Origin of the sequence: Rhodococcus qingshengii JCM 15477, assembly GCF_023221595.1 — a bacterium.
Lineage (GTDB): Bacteria > Actinomycetota > Actinomycetes > Mycobacteriales > Mycobacteriaceae > Rhodococcus_F > Rhodococcus_F qingshengii.
In genome coordinates this window covers 2,682,648-2,699,143 of sequence record NZ_CP096563.1, presented here as the reverse complement: position 1 = coordinate 2,699,143, position 16,496 = coordinate 2,682,648, and the positions used below count along the sequence as shown (strand labels likewise).

Annotated in this window: 15 protein-coding genes; 1 reads left to right on the top strand and 14 read right to left on the bottom strand. The window is 63.9% G+C overall.

From position 1 onward, the window contains the following. Positions 1 to 11: 11 nt before the first annotated feature. From M0639_RS12445 to M0639_RS12430, 4 genes are all read right to left on the bottom strand, one after another. Positions 12 to 1,370 carry a M16 family metallopeptidase gene (locus M0639_RS12445; protein ID WP_003942169.1) on the bottom strand — a complete coding sequence of 453 codons (1,359 nt, stop codon included), beginning with the start codon at positions 1,368 to 1,370 and terminating at the stop codon, positions 12 to 14. A gap of 127 nt (positions 1,371 to 1,497) precedes the next feature. Beyond that, entirely contained in the window at positions 1,498 to 3,768 is a 2,271-nt protein-coding gene (locus M0639_RS12440) for a polyribonucleotide nucleotidyltransferase (protein WP_064073680.1), read from the bottom strand. Between the two features lie 452 nt (positions 3,769 to 4,220). Further along, a complete protein-coding gene (rpsO, locus tag M0639_RS12435; RefSeq protein WP_007735061.1) occupies positions 4,221 to 4,490 on the bottom strand; it encodes a 30S ribosomal protein S15 in 270 nt (89 codons plus the stop codon). Between the two features lie 158 nt (positions 4,491 to 4,648). Further along, entirely contained in the window at positions 4,649 to 5,629 is a 981-nt protein-coding gene (locus M0639_RS12430) for a bifunctional riboflavin kinase/FAD synthetase (protein ID WP_003942148.1), read from the bottom strand. Between the two features lie 117 nt (positions 5,630 to 5,746). Between M0639_RS12430 and M0639_RS12425 the strand changes: the two genes are divergently transcribed. Further along, positions 5,747 to 6,493, top strand: a complete 747-nt coding sequence (locus M0639_RS12425) for a metal-dependent transcriptional regulator (RefSeq protein ID WP_003942116.1) — start codon at positions 5,747 to 5,749, stop codon at positions 6,491 to 6,493. A 9-nt stretch (positions 6,494 to 6,502) separates the two neighbouring features. Here the strand turns inward: M0639_RS12425 and M0639_RS12420 are convergent, their stop codons facing one another. The 10 genes from M0639_RS12420 to M0639_RS12375 form a co-directional block, all read right to left on the bottom strand. Next, a complete protein-coding gene (locus M0639_RS12420) occupies positions 6,503 to 6,979 on the bottom strand; it encodes a GNAT family N-acetyltransferase (protein ID WP_030535608.1) in 477 nt (158 codons plus the stop codon). After that, the gene (truB, locus tag M0639_RS12415) at positions 6,976 to 7,896 is read right to left on the bottom strand and encodes a tRNA pseudouridine(55) synthase TruB (protein WP_020907442.1); all 921 of its coding nucleotides are present in this window, start codon (positions 7,894 to 7,896) and stop codon (positions 6,976 to 6,978) included. Before truB ends, M0639_RS12420 begins: the two co-directional genes overlap by 4 nt. Positions 7,897 to 7,920: 24 nt before the next feature. Beyond that, positions 7,921 to 8,580, bottom strand: coding sequence for a 4'-phosphopantetheinyl transferase family protein (locus tag M0639_RS12410; protein WP_003942126.1), 660 nt, complete (start codon positions 8,578 to 8,580; stop codon positions 7,921 to 7,923). Between the two features lie 13 nt (positions 8,581 to 8,593). After that, complete coding sequence (locus M0639_RS12405) at positions 8,594 to 9,517, bottom strand: metallophosphoesterase family protein (protein ID WP_007735051.1); 924 nt, start codon at positions 9,515 to 9,517, stop codon at positions 8,594 to 8,596. Next, on the bottom strand, positions 9,502 to 10,905 hold the full coding sequence (locus M0639_RS12400; RefSeq protein WP_064073716.1) for an MATE family efflux transporter: 1,404 nt from the start codon (positions 10,903 to 10,905) through the stop codon (positions 9,502 to 9,504). Before M0639_RS12400 ends, M0639_RS12405 begins: the two co-directional genes overlap by 16 nt. A gap of 10 nt (positions 10,906 to 10,915) precedes the next feature. Next, positions 10,916 to 11,908 carry a DHH family phosphoesterase gene (locus M0639_RS12395; RefSeq protein ID WP_058038657.1) on the bottom strand — a complete coding sequence of 331 codons (993 nt, stop codon included), beginning with the start codon at positions 11,906 to 11,908 and terminating at the stop codon, positions 10,916 to 10,918. A 12-nt stretch (positions 11,909 to 11,920) separates the two neighbouring features. Further along, positions 11,921 to 12,400 carry a 30S ribosome-binding factor RbfA gene (gene rbfA, locus M0639_RS12390; protein WP_003942248.1) on the bottom strand — a complete coding sequence of 160 codons (480 nt, stop codon included), beginning with the start codon at positions 12,398 to 12,400 and terminating at the stop codon, positions 11,921 to 11,923. 266 nt (positions 12,401 to 12,666) lie between these two features. Next, positions 12,667 to 12,957 (bottom strand): DUF503 domain-containing protein, encoded by a 291-nt coding sequence (locus tag M0639_RS12385; protein WP_003942205.1) that lies wholly within the window; start codon positions 12,955 to 12,957, stop codon positions 12,667 to 12,669. Between the two features lie 113 nt (positions 12,958 to 13,070). Beyond that, positions 13,071 to 16,025 carry a translation initiation factor IF-2 gene (infB, locus tag M0639_RS12380; protein ID WP_058038656.1) on the bottom strand — a complete coding sequence of 985 codons (2,955 nt, stop codon included), beginning with the start codon at positions 16,023 to 16,025 and terminating at the stop codon, positions 13,071 to 13,073. A 108-nt stretch (positions 16,026 to 16,133) separates the two neighbouring features. Then, positions 16,134 to 16,484: a YlxR family protein gene (locus M0639_RS12375; protein WP_019748063.1), complete on the bottom strand. Its 351-nt coding sequence runs from the start codon at positions 16,482 to 16,484 to the stop codon at positions 16,134 to 16,136. Positions 16,485 to 16,496 lie beyond the last annotated feature (12 nt).

The following is a 16,496-nucleotide window of genomic DNA, read 5'->3' as shown; positions in this document are numbered from 1 at the left end:
GATAGTTCGAACTACTTGCCCACGATCCCGCGTACCGACGCGGGGAGGTCACGAACCCGCTTGTACGGACCCACGACGGCGGCTGCAAACGGCCTCGTCAAGAGCACCTGCGCCACCTCGAGCACCTCTTCGGAGGTGACTGCGTCGATGGTTGCGAGCGTCTGCGCAACACTGCGATGGTTGCCGTAGTTCAGTTCGCTGCGACCGATACGGTTCATGCGTGAGCCTGAATCTTCCAGTGCCAGAACCAATCCGCCGCGCAGCGATCCCTTGGCGCGGGCGATCTCGGCATCGGTGATTCCGTCCGTCGCCACGTTCGCGAGTACCTCGCGGATCACCGTGGCAACCTCCCCGAGGTTCTCCGGCTGGCAACCTGCATACACGGAGAACGCTCCGGTGTCCGCGAAGGTGTCGACGCCCGAATAGACGGAGTACGCAAGCCCGCGCTTCTCCCGAATCTCTTGGAACAGACGAGAACTCAGCCCACCGCCCACTGCGGCGTTGAGCACCGACAGCGCCCAGCGATGGCCCTCGTGCCGGCCGAACGCGCGTACCCCGAGCGCAAGGTGGACCTGCTCGCTGTCGCGGTGGGTCAAGCTCAGTTCAGGCATCGTGCGCAACCGCAGAGTGCCTTCGCGCCGCGGCGCGGGCTTGACCCCGCGCTCGAGATGTCCGGCAAATGCACGGCGAGCGAGCGTCACTACCTGCTTGTGGTCGACGTTTCCCGCTACGGCCAGCACCATCCGCTGCGGTGTGTAACGCCGAACATGGAAGGAATGCAACTGATTGCGCGACATCGACTCGATCGATTCGACGCTACCGATGATCGGACGGCCGACAGGATGATCGCCGAACAACGCGGTCAGGAACGCGTCGCCGAGCAAGTCTTCCGGATCGTCGTCACGCATCGCGATCTCTTCGAGCACTACTTGCCGCTCGACATCGACGTCCGCGGTTCTGCAACGCCCTCGCAGCACGACGTCGGCGACAAGGTCAACCGCCATCGGAAGGTCGTCGTCGATCACGTGCGCGTAGAAACAGGTGTGTTCCTTCGACGTGAATGCATTGAGTTCGCCGCCCACACCATCCATGACCTGCGCGATGTCCAACGCCGTCCGTGACGGCGTCGACTTGAACAGCAGGTGCTCGAGAAAATGCGCGGCACCGGCCACACTCGGCTGCTCGTCGCGCGAGCCGACTCCGACCCACACACCGACGGAGGCGGAACGCACACCGGGAATGAACTCGGTGACGACGCGCAGGCCGCCGGGAAGGACCGTGCGCTGTACTCCGGATTCGGGAGTCGCATCGATCGGCGATTTCAGCACAGCGCTGCGGCTGCGCGTGGTGTTGGGAGTGGTCTTTGCCATGAAAAGGTTCAGCAGTCCTCGGTGCAAGTGGTCAATCAGGTATCTACAGGCTCTGTGTCTACAGACAGTACAGATGCGGCCCCGCACGGAAATCCGCGCGGGGCCGCATCAGAGTACGAAGTGAGATCTACTCGGAAGCAGCCTCGTCGGCGGCCGGAGCGGCAGCCTCGTCGTTGCCCTCTTCGACCGGGATCAGCGAGATCTTGCCGCGAGCATCGATGTCGGCGATCTCGACGCGGATCTTGGATCCGACGTTGACCACGTCTTCGACCTTGGCAATGCGCTTACCGCTGCCCAGCTTCGAGATGTGCACCAGTCCGTCGCGTCCCGGCAGGAGCGAAACGAAGGCACCGAAGGCGGTGGTCTTGACGACCGTGCCCAGGAACCGCTCGCCGACCTTGGGGAGCTGCGGGTTGGCAATGGCGTTGATCATGTCGATCGCGGCCTGTGCAGACGGTCCATCGGTGGCGCCGACGAACACGGTGCCGTCGTCTTCGATGGAGATGTTGGCACCGGTCTGCTCGGTGATGGAGTTGATCATCTTGCCCTTGGGGCCGATGACCTCACCGATCTTGTCGACGGGGACCTTGATGGCCGTCACGCGGGGAGCGAACGGGCTCATCTCGTCCGGGGTGTCGATGGCTTCCGCCATGACCTCGAGGATCGTGGTCCGTGCGTCCTTGGCCTGCGAGAGTGCACCGGCAAGGACCTGCGACGGGATGCCGTCGAGCTTCGTGTCCAGCTGCAGGGCCGTGACGAAGTCCTTGGTACCTGCGACCTTGAAGTCCATGTCGCCGAAGGCGTCTTCGGCGCCGAGGATGTCGGTCAGCGCGACGTAGCGGGTTTCGCCGTCGACCTGGTCGGAAACCAGACCCATGGCGATACCGGCAACCGGAGCGCGAAGCGGCACACCGGCGTTGAGCAGTGCGAGCGTGGACGCGCACACCGAGCCCATCGAGGTGGAACCGTTGGAGCTCAGAGCCTCGGAGACCTGGCGAATCGCGTAAGGGAACTCTTCGACGCTGGGCAGAACCGGCATGAGAGCGCGCTCGGCCAGTGCACCGTGACCGATTTCGCGACGCTTCGGCGAACCGACGCGGCCCGTCTCACCGGTGGAGTACGGCGGGAAGTTGTAATGATGCATGTAGCGCTTGGTGGTCTCGGGACCGAGCGAGTCGACCTGCTGAGCCATCTTCACCATGTCGAGAGTGGTCACACCCAGGATCTGGGTCTCGCCACGCTCGAACAGTGCGGAGCCGTGTGCGCGCGGGATGATCGCAACCTCGGCGGACAGCGAACGGATGTCCGTGACGCCGCGGCCGTCGATGCGGAACTGATCGCGCAGGATGCGCTGGCGAACCAGCTTCTTGGTGAGCGAGCGGAACGCTGCTCCCAGTTCCTTCTCGCGGCCTTCGAAGTTGGGTGCAACCTGCTCGAGAACCTCGACCTTGACCTCGTCGATCTTGTCGTCGCGTTCCTGCTTGCCGGCGATTGTCAGTGCGGCATTGAGCTTTTCGGACGCAGCAGCCTCGACGGCAGCAAAAACGTCGTCCTGGTACGCCGGGAAGACCGGGTAGTCACCCGTGGGCTTTGCAGCCTTGGATGCAAGTGCTGCCTGTGCAGCGCACAGGCGTGCGATGAACGGCTTGGCGGCCTCGAGGCCCTCGGCGACAATGGCCTCGGTCGGTGCCTGAGCGCCGTCGGCGATCTTCGCGATGACGTTGTCGGTGGCCTCGGCCTCGACCATCATGATCGCGACGTCGGCGTTGTCACCGCTACCGGAAACGACGCGGCCGGCGACGACCATGTCGAAGACGGCGTTCTCGAGCTGATCGACCGTCGGGAATGCAACCCACTGGCCGGTCTTGTTCTCGTCCGAGACGATGAGTGCAACGCGCACGCCACCGACGGGTCCGGAGAACGGCAGGCCCGCGATCTGCGTCGACGCGGAAGCGGCGTTGATGGCCACGACGTCGTACAGATCCTGCGGGTTGAGGCTCATGACCGTGACGACGACCTGGATCTCGTTACGGAGACCGTCGACGAAGGACGGGCGCAGCGGCCGGTCGATGAGGCGGCAAGTCAGGATCGCGTCGGTGGAGGGACGTCCCTCACGACGGAAGAACGAACCGGGGATGCGGCCCGCTGCGTACATACGCTCTTCGACGTCCACCGTCAGGGGGAAGAAGTCGAAGTGCTCCTTGGGGTGCTTGCTGGCGCTCGTGGCGGACAGCAGCATGGTCTCGTCGTCCAGGTAAGCAACGACGGCGCCGGCGGCCTGCTGAGCAAGGCGTCCGGTCTCGAAACGGATGGTGCGGGTACCGAAGGACCCGTTGTCGATCACGGCGGTGGATTCGAACACGCCTTCGTCGACCTCTACTACGGAATTCTCTGTCATTCTTTTCTCTTCACTTCCCTCTCGTCTTCGCCGTACCCGCGCGGGCGTTTCCACCCTCCTGGTGGAAACTGCGCACCGAGGGACGTCCCCCTCTTGAATTGCAGACGCTCCTTGCGATGCGAGCGATTTCTGCTTCGGGACGTCACGACGTTCGGGCGGCCGTCGATCGAAGTCCGCCGGAGCTTTCGGGCACTTGCCCGGTCCGGAGAACCACTACCGACAACCGACACCACGTTCTCTGGTGCATACGGTGTGCTGGCTGCGCACTGCACAACTGCGCATAAACAACTGCGCATAGACAACTGTGCATAGCGCCGACAGCGGAAACTGCCTTGCGGCAGCTAACGCCGAAAGCCAGCGAAGCCCAGTATATGCGTGGCTTCGCCGGCTGACGGAGTGTTCGGCAAACCGAAGCATGCCGTGTTGCTTTCGATCAGCGTCGTGAGAAAAATCTAGCGACGCAGGCCGAGACGCTCGATGAGCGTGCGGTAGCGAGCGACGTCGGTCTTTGCCACGTACTTCAGCAGACGACGACGGCGACCGACCATCAAGAGCAGTCCACGACGCGAGTGGTGGTCATGCTTGTGGGTCTTGAGGTGCTCGGTGAGATCGGTGATGCGCTTGGTGAGCATTGCCACCTGAGCTTCAGGCGATCCCGTGTCGGTCTCGTGCAAGCCGTACTCGCCGAGAACGGCCTTCTTTTCTTCCGTGGTCAATGCCACTTGATTCACTCCTGTGATGACGTTTGCGTGAAAGGAACTAGATCGGGCGCGGCCACCGCAAACCGCAGCACGCACCGAGAGAAGATCCTACCAGCAGCAATGAGGCGCTCTCGCCCACCTGGAGCGAATGTGGCGGCCGCCACTGACACAGGAGGAACTCAACCGACGCTGCGTTCTGCATCCTCACTCAGAATCCGGCGTGCGCGTTCGACATCTCGGTTCATTGCCGTGATGAGCGACTCGATCGAGTCGAACTTCTCCATACCGCGAATCCGCGAAACCAGGTCGACCGCGACGTGTTGTCCGTACAGGTCTGCTTCGGTGTCGAGAACGTATGCCTCGACGGTTCGGGTCCGGCCGGAGAAGGTCGGATTGGTACCCACAGACACCGCGGCTTGGTATCGGCGACCGGGAACGACGGTTCCGAGTTCCTCGCCGGCACCGAGCACCGTGAACCACGCCGCGTACACGCCGTCGGCCGGAATCGCCGAAAACATCGGCGGTGCAACGTTGGCCGTCGGGAACCCCAACTCGCGTCCACGCTTGTCACCGTGGACGACCACACCTTCGACACGATGTGGACGGCCCAGAGCTTCGGTAGCCGCTTCCATGTCGCCTGCGTCGACGCACGAGCGGATGTAGGTCGACGAGAACGTCACCGCATGCTCGGCGAGCAGCTGGACGCCGTCGACGGCAAAGCCGAAGCGAGCGCCCATTTCACGAAGAAGATCGACATTGCCGAGCGCCTTCTTGCCGAAGGTGAAGTTGTCCCCCACCACGACCTCGGCGACATGTAGACGTTCGACGAGAATCTCGTGGACGTAGCGCTCCGGCGTCAGCTTCATGAAATCAGCGGTGAACGGCATCACGCAGAACACGTCGATGCCCAGATCCTGAGCCAATTCCGCACGCCGTTGCAGCGTCGTCAACTGGGCTGGATGACTACCCGGCCGCACAACCTCCATGGGATGCGGGTCGAACGTCATCAACACGCTCGGAACACCACGTTTGCGGGCAGCAGTAACCGCTCTCGCTATCAATTGGGCATGCCCACGATGCACACCGTCGAACACACCGATAGTGAGCACACAACGACCCCAATCGGCCGGAACTTCGTCGAGACCACGCCATCTCAGCACGATTGGCAGCCTACGGGTCCACCGGCGGCGGGTCACGTTCGGACCCGCCCAGCGAATCACCGCTGTGCTGCCGCTCACGTACGGAAGTTCCGGATTTCGTAGCCTAAGCTAAGCGTTGTGGCAGCTCACAAGACCGGAACCTCGGAAGCATCATCGACGTCGGATGGCGACAGCACTTCGGCGCAGGACGCGGCAATCGACACGCTCGCACTCTCGTCGGTGGCCCAGGACTACCTCAAGGTCATCTGGACGATCCAGGAGTGGTCCCACGAGCGGGTTTCCACCAAGCTCCTGTCCGAGAAAATGAGCGTCTCGGCCTCGACGGTGTCCGAGGCGATCCGCAAACTCTCGGACCAGGGCCTGGTCGATCACGCCCGCTACGGATCCATCGCCCTGACCGACAGTGGCCGCGCGGCCGCCGTCTCCATGGTCCGGCGCCACCGGTTGATCGAGACCTATCTGGTTCAGGAACTCGGGTACGGCTGGGACGAAGTCCACGACGAGGCCGAAGTCCTCGAACACGCCGTTTCCGATCTGATGATCTCGCGGATGGATGCCAAACTGGGCTTCCCCGAACGTGACCCGCACGGTGATCCCATTCCCGCCACCGACGGTTCGGTGCCGACTCCCCCGGCCCGCCAGCTCAGCGACTTCGCCAACGGTGAGCGGGGCCGCGTTGCCCGGATCTCCGATTCCGATCCCGAAATGCTCCGGTACTTCGATTCCGTCGGCGTCAGTCTCGATGTCGAGATCACCGTCGAGGAGCGCCGCGATTTCGCCGGGACAGTGTCCGTTCGACTCGGCGACAGCCCCAACACCATCGACTTGGGAAGTCCAGTCGCTCAAGCAATTTGGCTCGTCTAGCCGAGGTAGTCAAAGCGGCAGTCGGTATCGGCGTTCCACGGGCCGGACGCCGTCGGTCCGGGTCCAGTCGGCGAGCCTCTCGTCGACGTACACCCACCCTCGACGCTCGTACAGTGCGATCGCCGGCAGAGCGTCGTCGACGACGTCGAGCACCAGTTCCAACCGACTCTCGGCTGCGAAATCCGTCACGGCATCGAGTAGCGCATCGCTGAGGCCGTTTCCACGTGAGCCAGGATGAACGAACAATCGCGACACGGCTATCGATCCCGCGGTTGTGGGCGCACCTGCGACCTCGCTGTCGACGGCCACATGACCGACAACACGACCGTCGCTCTCACCGACCCACGCCTTTACCACCGTGGGCGAACTGAGCCAGCGGTGCGGGTTCTGCGGCCACGTGTTCGGATATCCGTCGCACTCGTGGACCTGTGCCAGCGCATCGACGCAACCGTCGAGGTCGCCGTCGACACGCTCGCGGACGATCACCCGCGAAGCGTCGCCGGTCGCACGACCATCACCGAACTGGCGCGTCGACCCTTCTCCTGCAGAAGCGCAATCGTGTGACCGGTGGGATCGATCGCCGCACAGATCCCCTTCATCCCGATCGGCTCGAGCCAGCGCCCCTGGCTGATCGCCTCGGCTTCCTCCGCCGTGATCTGCCGATGCGGAAAAGCCGTCTGCGCGGCCTGATCGATGTCGAGGCTCACACCCGGCTGATCCGCGAGATCTTCGAGCGTGCGCGCATGTTCGAGAGTGAACGGCCCGACGCGGGTGCGGCGCAATGCCGTCAAATGACCGCCGACGCCCAATTCACGACCGAGGTCGCGGGCAAGCGAGCGGATGTACGTACCGGACGAGCACTCCACGTCGACGTCCAGATCGACGAAGCCACCCGGGACATCTCGCCGAGCCAGAACCTCGAAAGTCGACACCGTTACCGGGCGCGGCGCCAGCTCGACGGTTTCTCCCGCACGCACCAGAGCATGTGCGCGCTGACCGTCCACCTTGATAGCGCTCACGCTTGCCGGGATCTGCTTGATGTCCCCGGTCAGCGTGGCCACGATCGCCGCGATCTCCGCGTCCGTCACCTGCGAAGCGTCTGCGGAGGTCAGGACCTCCCCCTCGGCATCGTCCGTGTCCGTCGCTGCCCCGAGGCGAATGGTCGCCGAGTACGCCTTGGTTGTCAGCGCCAGGAGTCCGAGCAACTTGGTCGCACGCTCGACGCCGAGAACGAGAACACCGGTCGCCATGGGATCCAGCGTCCCGGCGTGTCCCACCTTCCGGGTGTTCAACAACTTGCGGCACCGAGCGACCACGTCGTGGCTGGTGATACCCGCCTCTTTGTCGACAATCAGAATTCCGGCGCCGACAAGACCGGAGGAAGGCTTTTCACGAGCTGACACGTGTGCCGATTCTGCCAGTCGCGCTCACTGCACCGAAATTGCCGTCAGGATGAGTCCGTCCGACACCAACCACCTGCCGTCGAAAGAGGTGAGCGGCGGACCGGACGTCGCCTCACCGGGGACCAGCAGACGCGAGTTGAAAGTGCCGGACGTTTCCGACTCCGCCTCGAACGTGATGTGGGCGTCCTCGAAACCCAACCAGCGCCCGGTGAGTGGAAACCACGCCTTGTACGTGGCTTCCTTCGCGCAGAAGAGCACTCGATCCCAGTGCACCGGACCGCCGGTTTCCTGAGTGTCCAACCACGTTCGTTCCGCCTCGATGCTGACCGCGGGCAATACCCCGTCCGGCAGCGGGCCGTGCGGTTCGGCGTCGATACCGAGTGAGCGGACCTGCATGGAGTACGCCAGGACAGCGCCGCGGTAGCCGTCGCAATGGGCGAGGCTCCCGACCACTCCCTGCGGCCAGAGCGGCGCACCACGCTCACCGCGCATGACAGCGGCAGACGGAACACCGAGCTTGCCCATCGCCTGACGCGCAAGGTGCCGGGTGGTCACGAACTCACGACGACGCTTCTCGACCGCGCGGCCGATCAACGCTTCCTCACTGGGGTGCGGAACCAGACCGGGCGGATCGACGAAGGCCTCGGCCGTCGCAACTCCACCGGGAAGAATCTGTTCGATCACGTAGCGATACCTCTCAGCGTGCGGCGCGCATGCGCTCGACTTCGGCTTCCTGCTCCGGCGTGACCTTGAAGTGGCCACCCCACTTGTTGAGCGTTCCCGGCGGGTACTCCGGAACGGGAAGAATCTGACGCAACAACTTCTCCGGCAGTCCACGCCGACGCCACTCGCGCGGGTATCCGAGTGAGACTTCCTCGAAGCGGACGCCGTCGTAGTAGGTGGTTCGAGGGATGTGCAGGTGCCCGTACACCGAGCACACCGCGTTGTACTTCACGTGCCAGTCGGCGGTAGCGGTGGTTCCGCACCACAGTGCGAACTCCGGATACATGAGCACGTCCGTCGGCTGCCGGACCATCGGGAAATGGTTCACGAGAACGGTTCTTGTGCCTTCGGGAAGCGCATCCAACCGCGCCTGGGTGTACTCGATCCTCGCCCGGCACCATGCGTCGCGCGTCGCATACGGCTGCGGTGAGAGTAGGAACTCGTCGGTGGCGACGACGTTCTTGTCACGCGCGATCTCGAGCCCGTGTTCCTTGTCTCGCGCACCTTCCGGCAGGAAGGAGTAGTCGTAGAGAAGAAACATCGGGACGACCGTGACCGGTCCCTCGTCTCCCTCCCACACCGGGAACGGGTCCTCGGGTGTGATGACGTCGAGTTCGCGGCACATGTTGACCAGGTACTCGTAGCGCGGCGCTCCGTGAATCTGAACCGGATCCTTGGCGGTCGTCCACAGTTCGTGATTGCCCGGAATCCAGATGACTTTTGCGAATCGGCTGCGAAGGAGCTTCAACGCCCACCGAATGTCGTCAGTTTTCTCGGAAACATCTCCGGCGAGAATGAGCCAGTCGTCAGGCGAATCCGGGAACAGTTCCTCCGTCATCGGCTTGTTGCCGTTGTGACCGACATGAATGTCGCTCACCGCCATCAGCTTTGCTGCCACGATCCCTCTGCTTCCTCAGTTGAACTTCCGCGCTTCGCCGTCGCCGGACCTGTCACTGCCCACTTGCCGGAAAACGCTCGCCACGACACCGCGACCATCCGAAGTACTACGAACACGGTAAGCCCTGCCCAAATTCCGGCGAGCCCCCAGTCGTAGGCGAGAGAGAGCCAGATCGCGGGCAGAAACCCGAGAACTGCGCACAGCATGGTCGCGTTGCGCAGAAACACCACGTCCCCGGCGCCGAGTAGAACACCGTCGAGTGCGAAGACGATTCCCGCCACCGGCATGATCGCGACGAAGAACCACCATGCGATCGACATCTGACCGAGCACCTCGGCGTCGGACGTGAAGAGTCCGGGGACCACGGAGTGGCCGGCGGCGAAGAAGATCGCGAGCACCACGGCAAATACCGTCGACCATGCGGTGATCCGCCAGGTCATCTTTTTCGCCGCGTCTGCGAATCCACCGCCGAGCGCCGCTCCGATCAGCGTCTGAGCTGCGATCGCCAAGGAATCGAGAAGGAGCGAAACCAGGTTCCACAGTTGGAGGACGACTTGGTGCGCACCGACTACAGCCGCACCGAACCTCGACGCCACTGCAGCCGCGGAAACGAAACACGCTTGGAATGCGAGGCTGCGCAGAATCAGGTCACGGCCCATCAGCATCTGCGCCCGCATGATCGCAAAATGTGGTCGAGCCGAAACGGGTTCACGAAAGAGCGCCCAGGCGAACAGCACACCCGAAACACTCTGGCCCACCAGATTCGCAACAGCTGATCCTTCGAGTTCCAGACGCGGAGCACCGAGCAAGCCGTGCACCAGAATCGGACACAACACCGCCGAAATACCCAGGCCGACAAGGACGAACCGCAGCGGTCGCACCGTGTTCTGAACCCCGCGCATCCAGCCGTTGCCGGCCAGGGCCACCAGGATGAGTGGAACACCCAACACCGCTATCCGGAGCCAACTTTCCGCAGCCGCGGCGATGTCGGGAGTCCCGGCCACCGCCGAAGTCAGCGGGCCGGCGATCACCTGCACGATCACGACCAAGGCCAGGCCGATCGCGGCCGCCAGCCAGGTCGCCTGAACACCCTCACCCACCGCGTCGCGCTCGCGGCCCGCCCCGTGAAGCCGTGCGGCCCGCGCCGTGGTGCCGTACGACAAGAAGGTCAGCTGCGTACTCACCAACGACAGGATCAGACCACCGACTGCCAATCCGGCCAGCGGAAGCGCCCCGAGTCGGCCGACCACGGCGATGTCGAACAACAGATAGAGGGGTTCGGCCGCCAGTACCCCGAGCGCCGGAAACGCCAGGGAAAAGATTCGACGCCCAGTGACGTCGAAATCAGCTGCCGAAGATCCCGCCGAGGTGGCGTCAGATTCGCTCAATGCCGCGGATTCAGCCGAGTGCCGCGACGAGCGCGGCAACAATCTCGTCGCTGGAACTGGTCGACGTGTATCCGGCCGACAGCCGATGTCCGCCGCCACCAAGACTTTCAGCGACCGCCGACACGTCGATCGCCGACTTTGCACGCAACGAGATCGACCAGCTTCCGGAAACCGACTCTTTAAGTACTGCGGCAACTTCGGCTTCCGAAGTGGTTCGCACGATATCGACGACGCTCTCGATCTCCTCGGAGCGAAGATCGCCGATGTCACTGCGTCGGATGACCGCGTACACCAGCCCACGGCCGTCCGCGGCTTCCGGGACCAGCACCGCGGACCCGAGTACCGAAGCCAGCATCGGCAACCACCCGAATGGATGGGTGTCGAGCAGCTTTCGCGCAATCGCGTCGCCGTCGATGCCGGTCGCCAGCAAACGCGCCGCGAGCACGTGCGGAAGCGGACCTCCCCACCGGAAGGAGCCGGTGTCGGTGACCAGTCCGGCATAGAGACAGTGCGCGATATCGCGATCGATCGCGACTCCCCACGCATCGAAGAATCGTGCGATGAGTGCCGTCGTCGAGGCCGCGGTTTCGTCGACGACGTTGATGCTTCCGAATTCGGAATTGGAGCGATGGTGATCAAGGACGATCGTGCGATTCGCGCCGGCGAGTCGACTCGACAACTCACCGAGACGGCCCTCGCTGCCGACATCCACCGTCACCAGTACATCGACACTTTCCCGAACATCAGTGGGCGCCACGAGCAAGTGGAGACCGGGGAAATCGCGCATCGACTCGGGCAGCGCCGACGGCCGACTGAACGCGACCTGCACCGAAATGCCCCGACGCTCGAGAACGAGACCGAGCGCAAGTCCGCTGCCGATCGTGTCCGCATCCGGCTGCACATGGCAGAGAATTGTCACCGTGTGTGCCGATTCGAGAACCTCGGCCACCTGAGCGAACTTCGCCTCGCAGGGGTCGACGTCCGAAAGTGCGGTGATCGTCATTCTCGGTGCGCGTCAGTCGGCTTCACGAACATCTGGCGACGCCTCGTCTTCGTCCGAAGCCACTCGCGGCTCCTTGTACGGATCTGCATCTCCGGCCGGCTGTGCATTCTCACGCGCCTTGGCGACCTCGTCGTCGGCGGCCTTGGCACGGGCCAGCAGTTCTTCCATATGACGCGCGGTGTCGGGAACGGTATCGGCGACAAACGTCAGAGTCGGTGTGAAGCGAACTCCGGTTCCGGCACCGACCTTCGAGCGCAGAACACCCTTGGCCTTCTCGAGACCTGCGGCGGCGGCTTCCACATCGGGTGCGGAATCGACCTTCTCGCCCATGACTGTGTAGTACACCGTCGCGTCGTGCAGATCGTTGGTGACCTTGGTGTCCGTGATGGTCACGAATGCGAGTCGCGGATCCTTGATCTCGTGATCGATCGCCGTCGCGACGATGGTTCCAATACGCTTTGCCAACTTGCGTGCCCGGGCTGGATCTACCATGACTGTCAGTCTCCTCTACCTGGCCACTCGAATCGAGGTGACTCGATCGATCAAAGTTCTGGTTAACAAGAATTATTACCGACAACAGTCTCGTCCATCGGCTACCCGGCAACCAAATCACCATCGGTAGAGATCAGTTGTCGCATGTGTCGAGCGTGAGCACAAACACCGCCACAGTTGGTCCCGAAGCCACCGAATCCCTTGCCGACGAACTCGATTCGTTACGGCGTCTGGAAGAGTGGCTCATCGACACCGCTCGATGACGCTCAGTCTTCCGGGCCGAAGATTCGCCTTCGCACAGCCAGCAACTGAATCTCCGGACGCTCAGCGACCGCTCGCTCACAATGATCGAGAACATCGTGCAGGTGATCGACGGACGAACTGACCACACCGACGCCCACGAGCGCACGACGCAGGCGTCCCTGCTCCCCCGCCTCCGCTGCACTCACACCGAATCGACGGAGTTCCGTCAGGATCGGCGACAGCATCGAACGCTTTTCCTTGAGTGAGTGGACATCGCCGAAAAGGATGTCGAACTCCAGTGCCCCTACAAACATTTTCCCCCTATACAGAGCCGAATGGACTCTCTCGGACTTGTATGTTCAAGTCCGAGAGAGTCCATGTCAGCTAGTACTCACGTGCGTCCGCCCCAACGCCCGTGTCGACATAATCAGTCGCGCGGCTTCTCGCGAAGCTCGTAGCACTCGAGAACGTCACCGATCTTGATATCGGAATAGGTGACGGTCAAACCACATTCGTAGCCTTCGCGAACCTCGGTAGCGTCTTCCTTCTCCCGCTTGAGCGAGGAGATGGTGACCGTCTCGGCGATGACCTTGCTGTCGCGGATGAGACGTGCCTTGGCGTTGCGACGGATGCTGCCCGACGTGACCAAGCAACCGGCAATGTTGCCGATCTTGGACGAACGGAACATGGCGCGGATCTCTGCCTTGCCCAGCTCGACCTCTTCGTACACCGGCTTGAGCAGACCCTTGAGTGCCTTTTCGACCTCGTCGATGGCCTGGTAGATCACCGAGTAGTAGCGAATGTCGACGCCCTCGCGGTTCGCCAGCTCCGTTGCCTTGCCTTCGGCGCGGACGTTGAAGCCGATGATGATCGCGTTGGACGCAGCAGCCAGGTTGACGTTGGTCTCCGTGATGCCACCGACACCGCGGTCGATGACGCGCAACTGCACCTCGTCGTCGATCGGAATTCCGAGGAGAGCCTCTTCGAGGGCCTCCACGGTTCCCGAGTTGTCACCCTTGAGGATCAAGTTCAGCTGTGAATGTTCCTTCAGAGCTGCATCGAGATCGTCGAGGCTAATGCGCTTACGACTCTTCGCTGCAAGCGCGTTGCGCTTACGTGCGTTGCGACGGTCCGCGATCTGACGAGCGATACGGTCCTCGTCGACCACGAGCAGGTTGTCGCCTGCACCGGGGACCGACGTGAAGCCGATGACCTGGACCGGACGTGAAGGCAGTGCCTCGTGGACGTCCTGACCGTGCTCGTCCACCATGCGGCGGACGCGGCCGTAAGCATCGCCGGCAACGATCGAGTCGCCGACCCGCAGCGTTCCGCGCTGAATGAGCACGGTAGCGACGGGGCCGCGGCCACGGTCGAGGTGCGCCTCGATGGCAACACCCTGCGCGTCCATGTCCGGGTTGGCGCGCAGATCCAGGGAAGCGTCGGCCGTCAACAGCACTGCTTCGAGCAGTGCGTCGATGTTGAGACCCTGCTTCGCCGAGATGTCGACGAACATGGTGTCTCCGCCGTATTCCTCGGCCACCAGTCCGTACTCGGTGAGCTGCTGCCGGATCTTGTCCGGGTTCGCGCCTTCCTTGTCGATCTTGTTCACCGCGACCACGATCGGCACGTCGGCCGCCTGGGCGTGGTTGATCGCTTCCACCGTCTGCGGCATGACGCCGTCGTCGGCTGCGACAACAAGGATCGCGAGGTCGGTGGCCTTGGCACCACGGGCACGCATGGCCGTGAAGGCCTCGTGACCGGGGGTGTCGATGAACGTCACGAGACGCTCGTTGCCCTCGAGCTCGGTCAGCACCTGGTAGGCACCGATGTGCTGCGTGATGCCGCCGGCTTCGCCCTCACGGACATTCGCCTTACGGATCACGTCGAGCAGACGGGTCTTACCGTGGTCGACGTGGCCCATGACGGTGACCACAGGCGGACGGGACTCAAGGTCCTCTTCTCCGCCGGCGTCCTCGCCGTAGGTGAGGTCGAAGCTGTCGAGCAGCTCGCGATCCTCGTCCTCCGGGCTGACGACCTGCACGACGTAGTTCATTTCGCCGCCGAGCAGCTCCAGCGTCTCGTCGTTGACCGACTGAGTTGCCGTGACCATCTCACCGAGGTTGAACAACGCCTGCACGAGTGCTGCGGGGTTCGCGTCGATCTTGTCCGCGAAGTCCGACAGAGATGCGCCGCGAGCGAGACGGATGGTCTCGCCGTTGCCGCGTGGCAGCCTGACGCCGCCGACTGCGGGAGCCTGCATGCTTTCGTACTCGGCGCGCTTCGCCCGCTTCGACTTACGTCCACGGCGAACTGCTCCGCCGGGACGACCGAATGCACCTGCCGCTGCGCCGCGCTGACCGGGACGGCCACCGCCGCCGGGACGACCGCGGAATCCACCGGCCGGAGCTGCTCCACCGGGAGCACCTGCACCAGCACCGGCGCCGGGAGCGCCGCCACCGCGGTATCCACCGCCGCCGCCACCCGGACGACCACCGGGAGCGCCACCGGGACGACCCGGACGTCCGCCGCCACCGGGCGCGGGACGAGCGGAACGAGCAGGCATTGCACCCGGGTTCGGGCGAGGAGGCATGGAGCCGGGGCTGGGACGGGGTCCGCCCTGACCTGCAGGCGGACGGGGTCCACCCTGACCGGGAGCCGGACGGGGACCGCCCTGACCCGGAGCCGGACGAGGTCCACCCTGACCGGGAGCCGGACGGGGACCGCCCTGACCCGGAGCCGGACGAGAACCGCCCTGACCTGCGCCCGGACGCGGTGCGCCGGGAGCCGGACGAGGTGCCGGACGCTCGGCGGGTGCCGAGGAGTACGGGTTGTTACCGACGCGAGGTGCCTTCGGTCCCGGACGCGGTCCGCCGGGCTTTGCGCCGGTGGACGGTGCGGCCGGAGCCGCGGGGGCTGCCGGTGCCGACGCTGCGGGAGCAGCCGGAGCCGGACGTGCCGGCTGTGCTGGTTTCGGAGCGTTGAACGTCGGGGTGGGGACCGGCGCTGACGGCGCTGACGGTGCTGCCGGAGCAGCGGCTGCGGGAGCCGCGGGGGCTGCCGGGGCCGGAGCTGCGGGAGCAGCCGGTGCGGGTGCGGCCGGCTTGGGGCCGGGACGCGGTGCGCCAGGCTTTGCAGCCGACGGCGACGGTGCGCCGGGCTTTGCCGCGGGGCGAGCCGCCGGAGCGGCTGCGCCGGTCTCGGACTTGGTTTCTGCTCCGCCTGCCGACGGGAATGACTCCCGCAGACGACGGGCGACGGGCGCCTCCACTGTGGATGACGCAGACTTCACGAACTCGCCTTGCTCCTTGAGCGTTGCGAGTAGTTCCTTGCTGGTGACACCGAGTTCTTTAGCCAACTCGTGCACGCGGGCCTTGCCTGCCACTGCTCTCCTCACTGATGAGGTCGAGCAGGAGGCATCCCACAGATGTGGGTCCCGCACGACCTCGGGTTATCGCCGATGGACGTTCATCGTTGGTGCTTCACGGTGTGCTCATGAGTGCTTGTGCCTGTTCTTCTCGAGAGGTACTGCTTTTGTGTGAACTGCGTCGACCAGCTGGTCGACAGCGGACGTGTCCAGATTTCCGGACACTCGCAGTGCTCTGCTGAATGCTCGGCGCCGCTCTGCCAGGCTCAGACAACTCGGATCCAGGTGCAGCCATGCACCTCGACCGGGGAGTCTTCGCGATACGTCGGGGACGAGCGGGGAACCCTCCGGCCCCTGCTCACCAACCACGACCCTCAACAGATCGACAGCCGACCCTTGTTCCCTGCATCCCACACACGTTCTTACCGGCGAACCGGGTTTCACGCGCGCCGAATCCGAGGACTCACGTCGAACCATTGTCCACTCTAC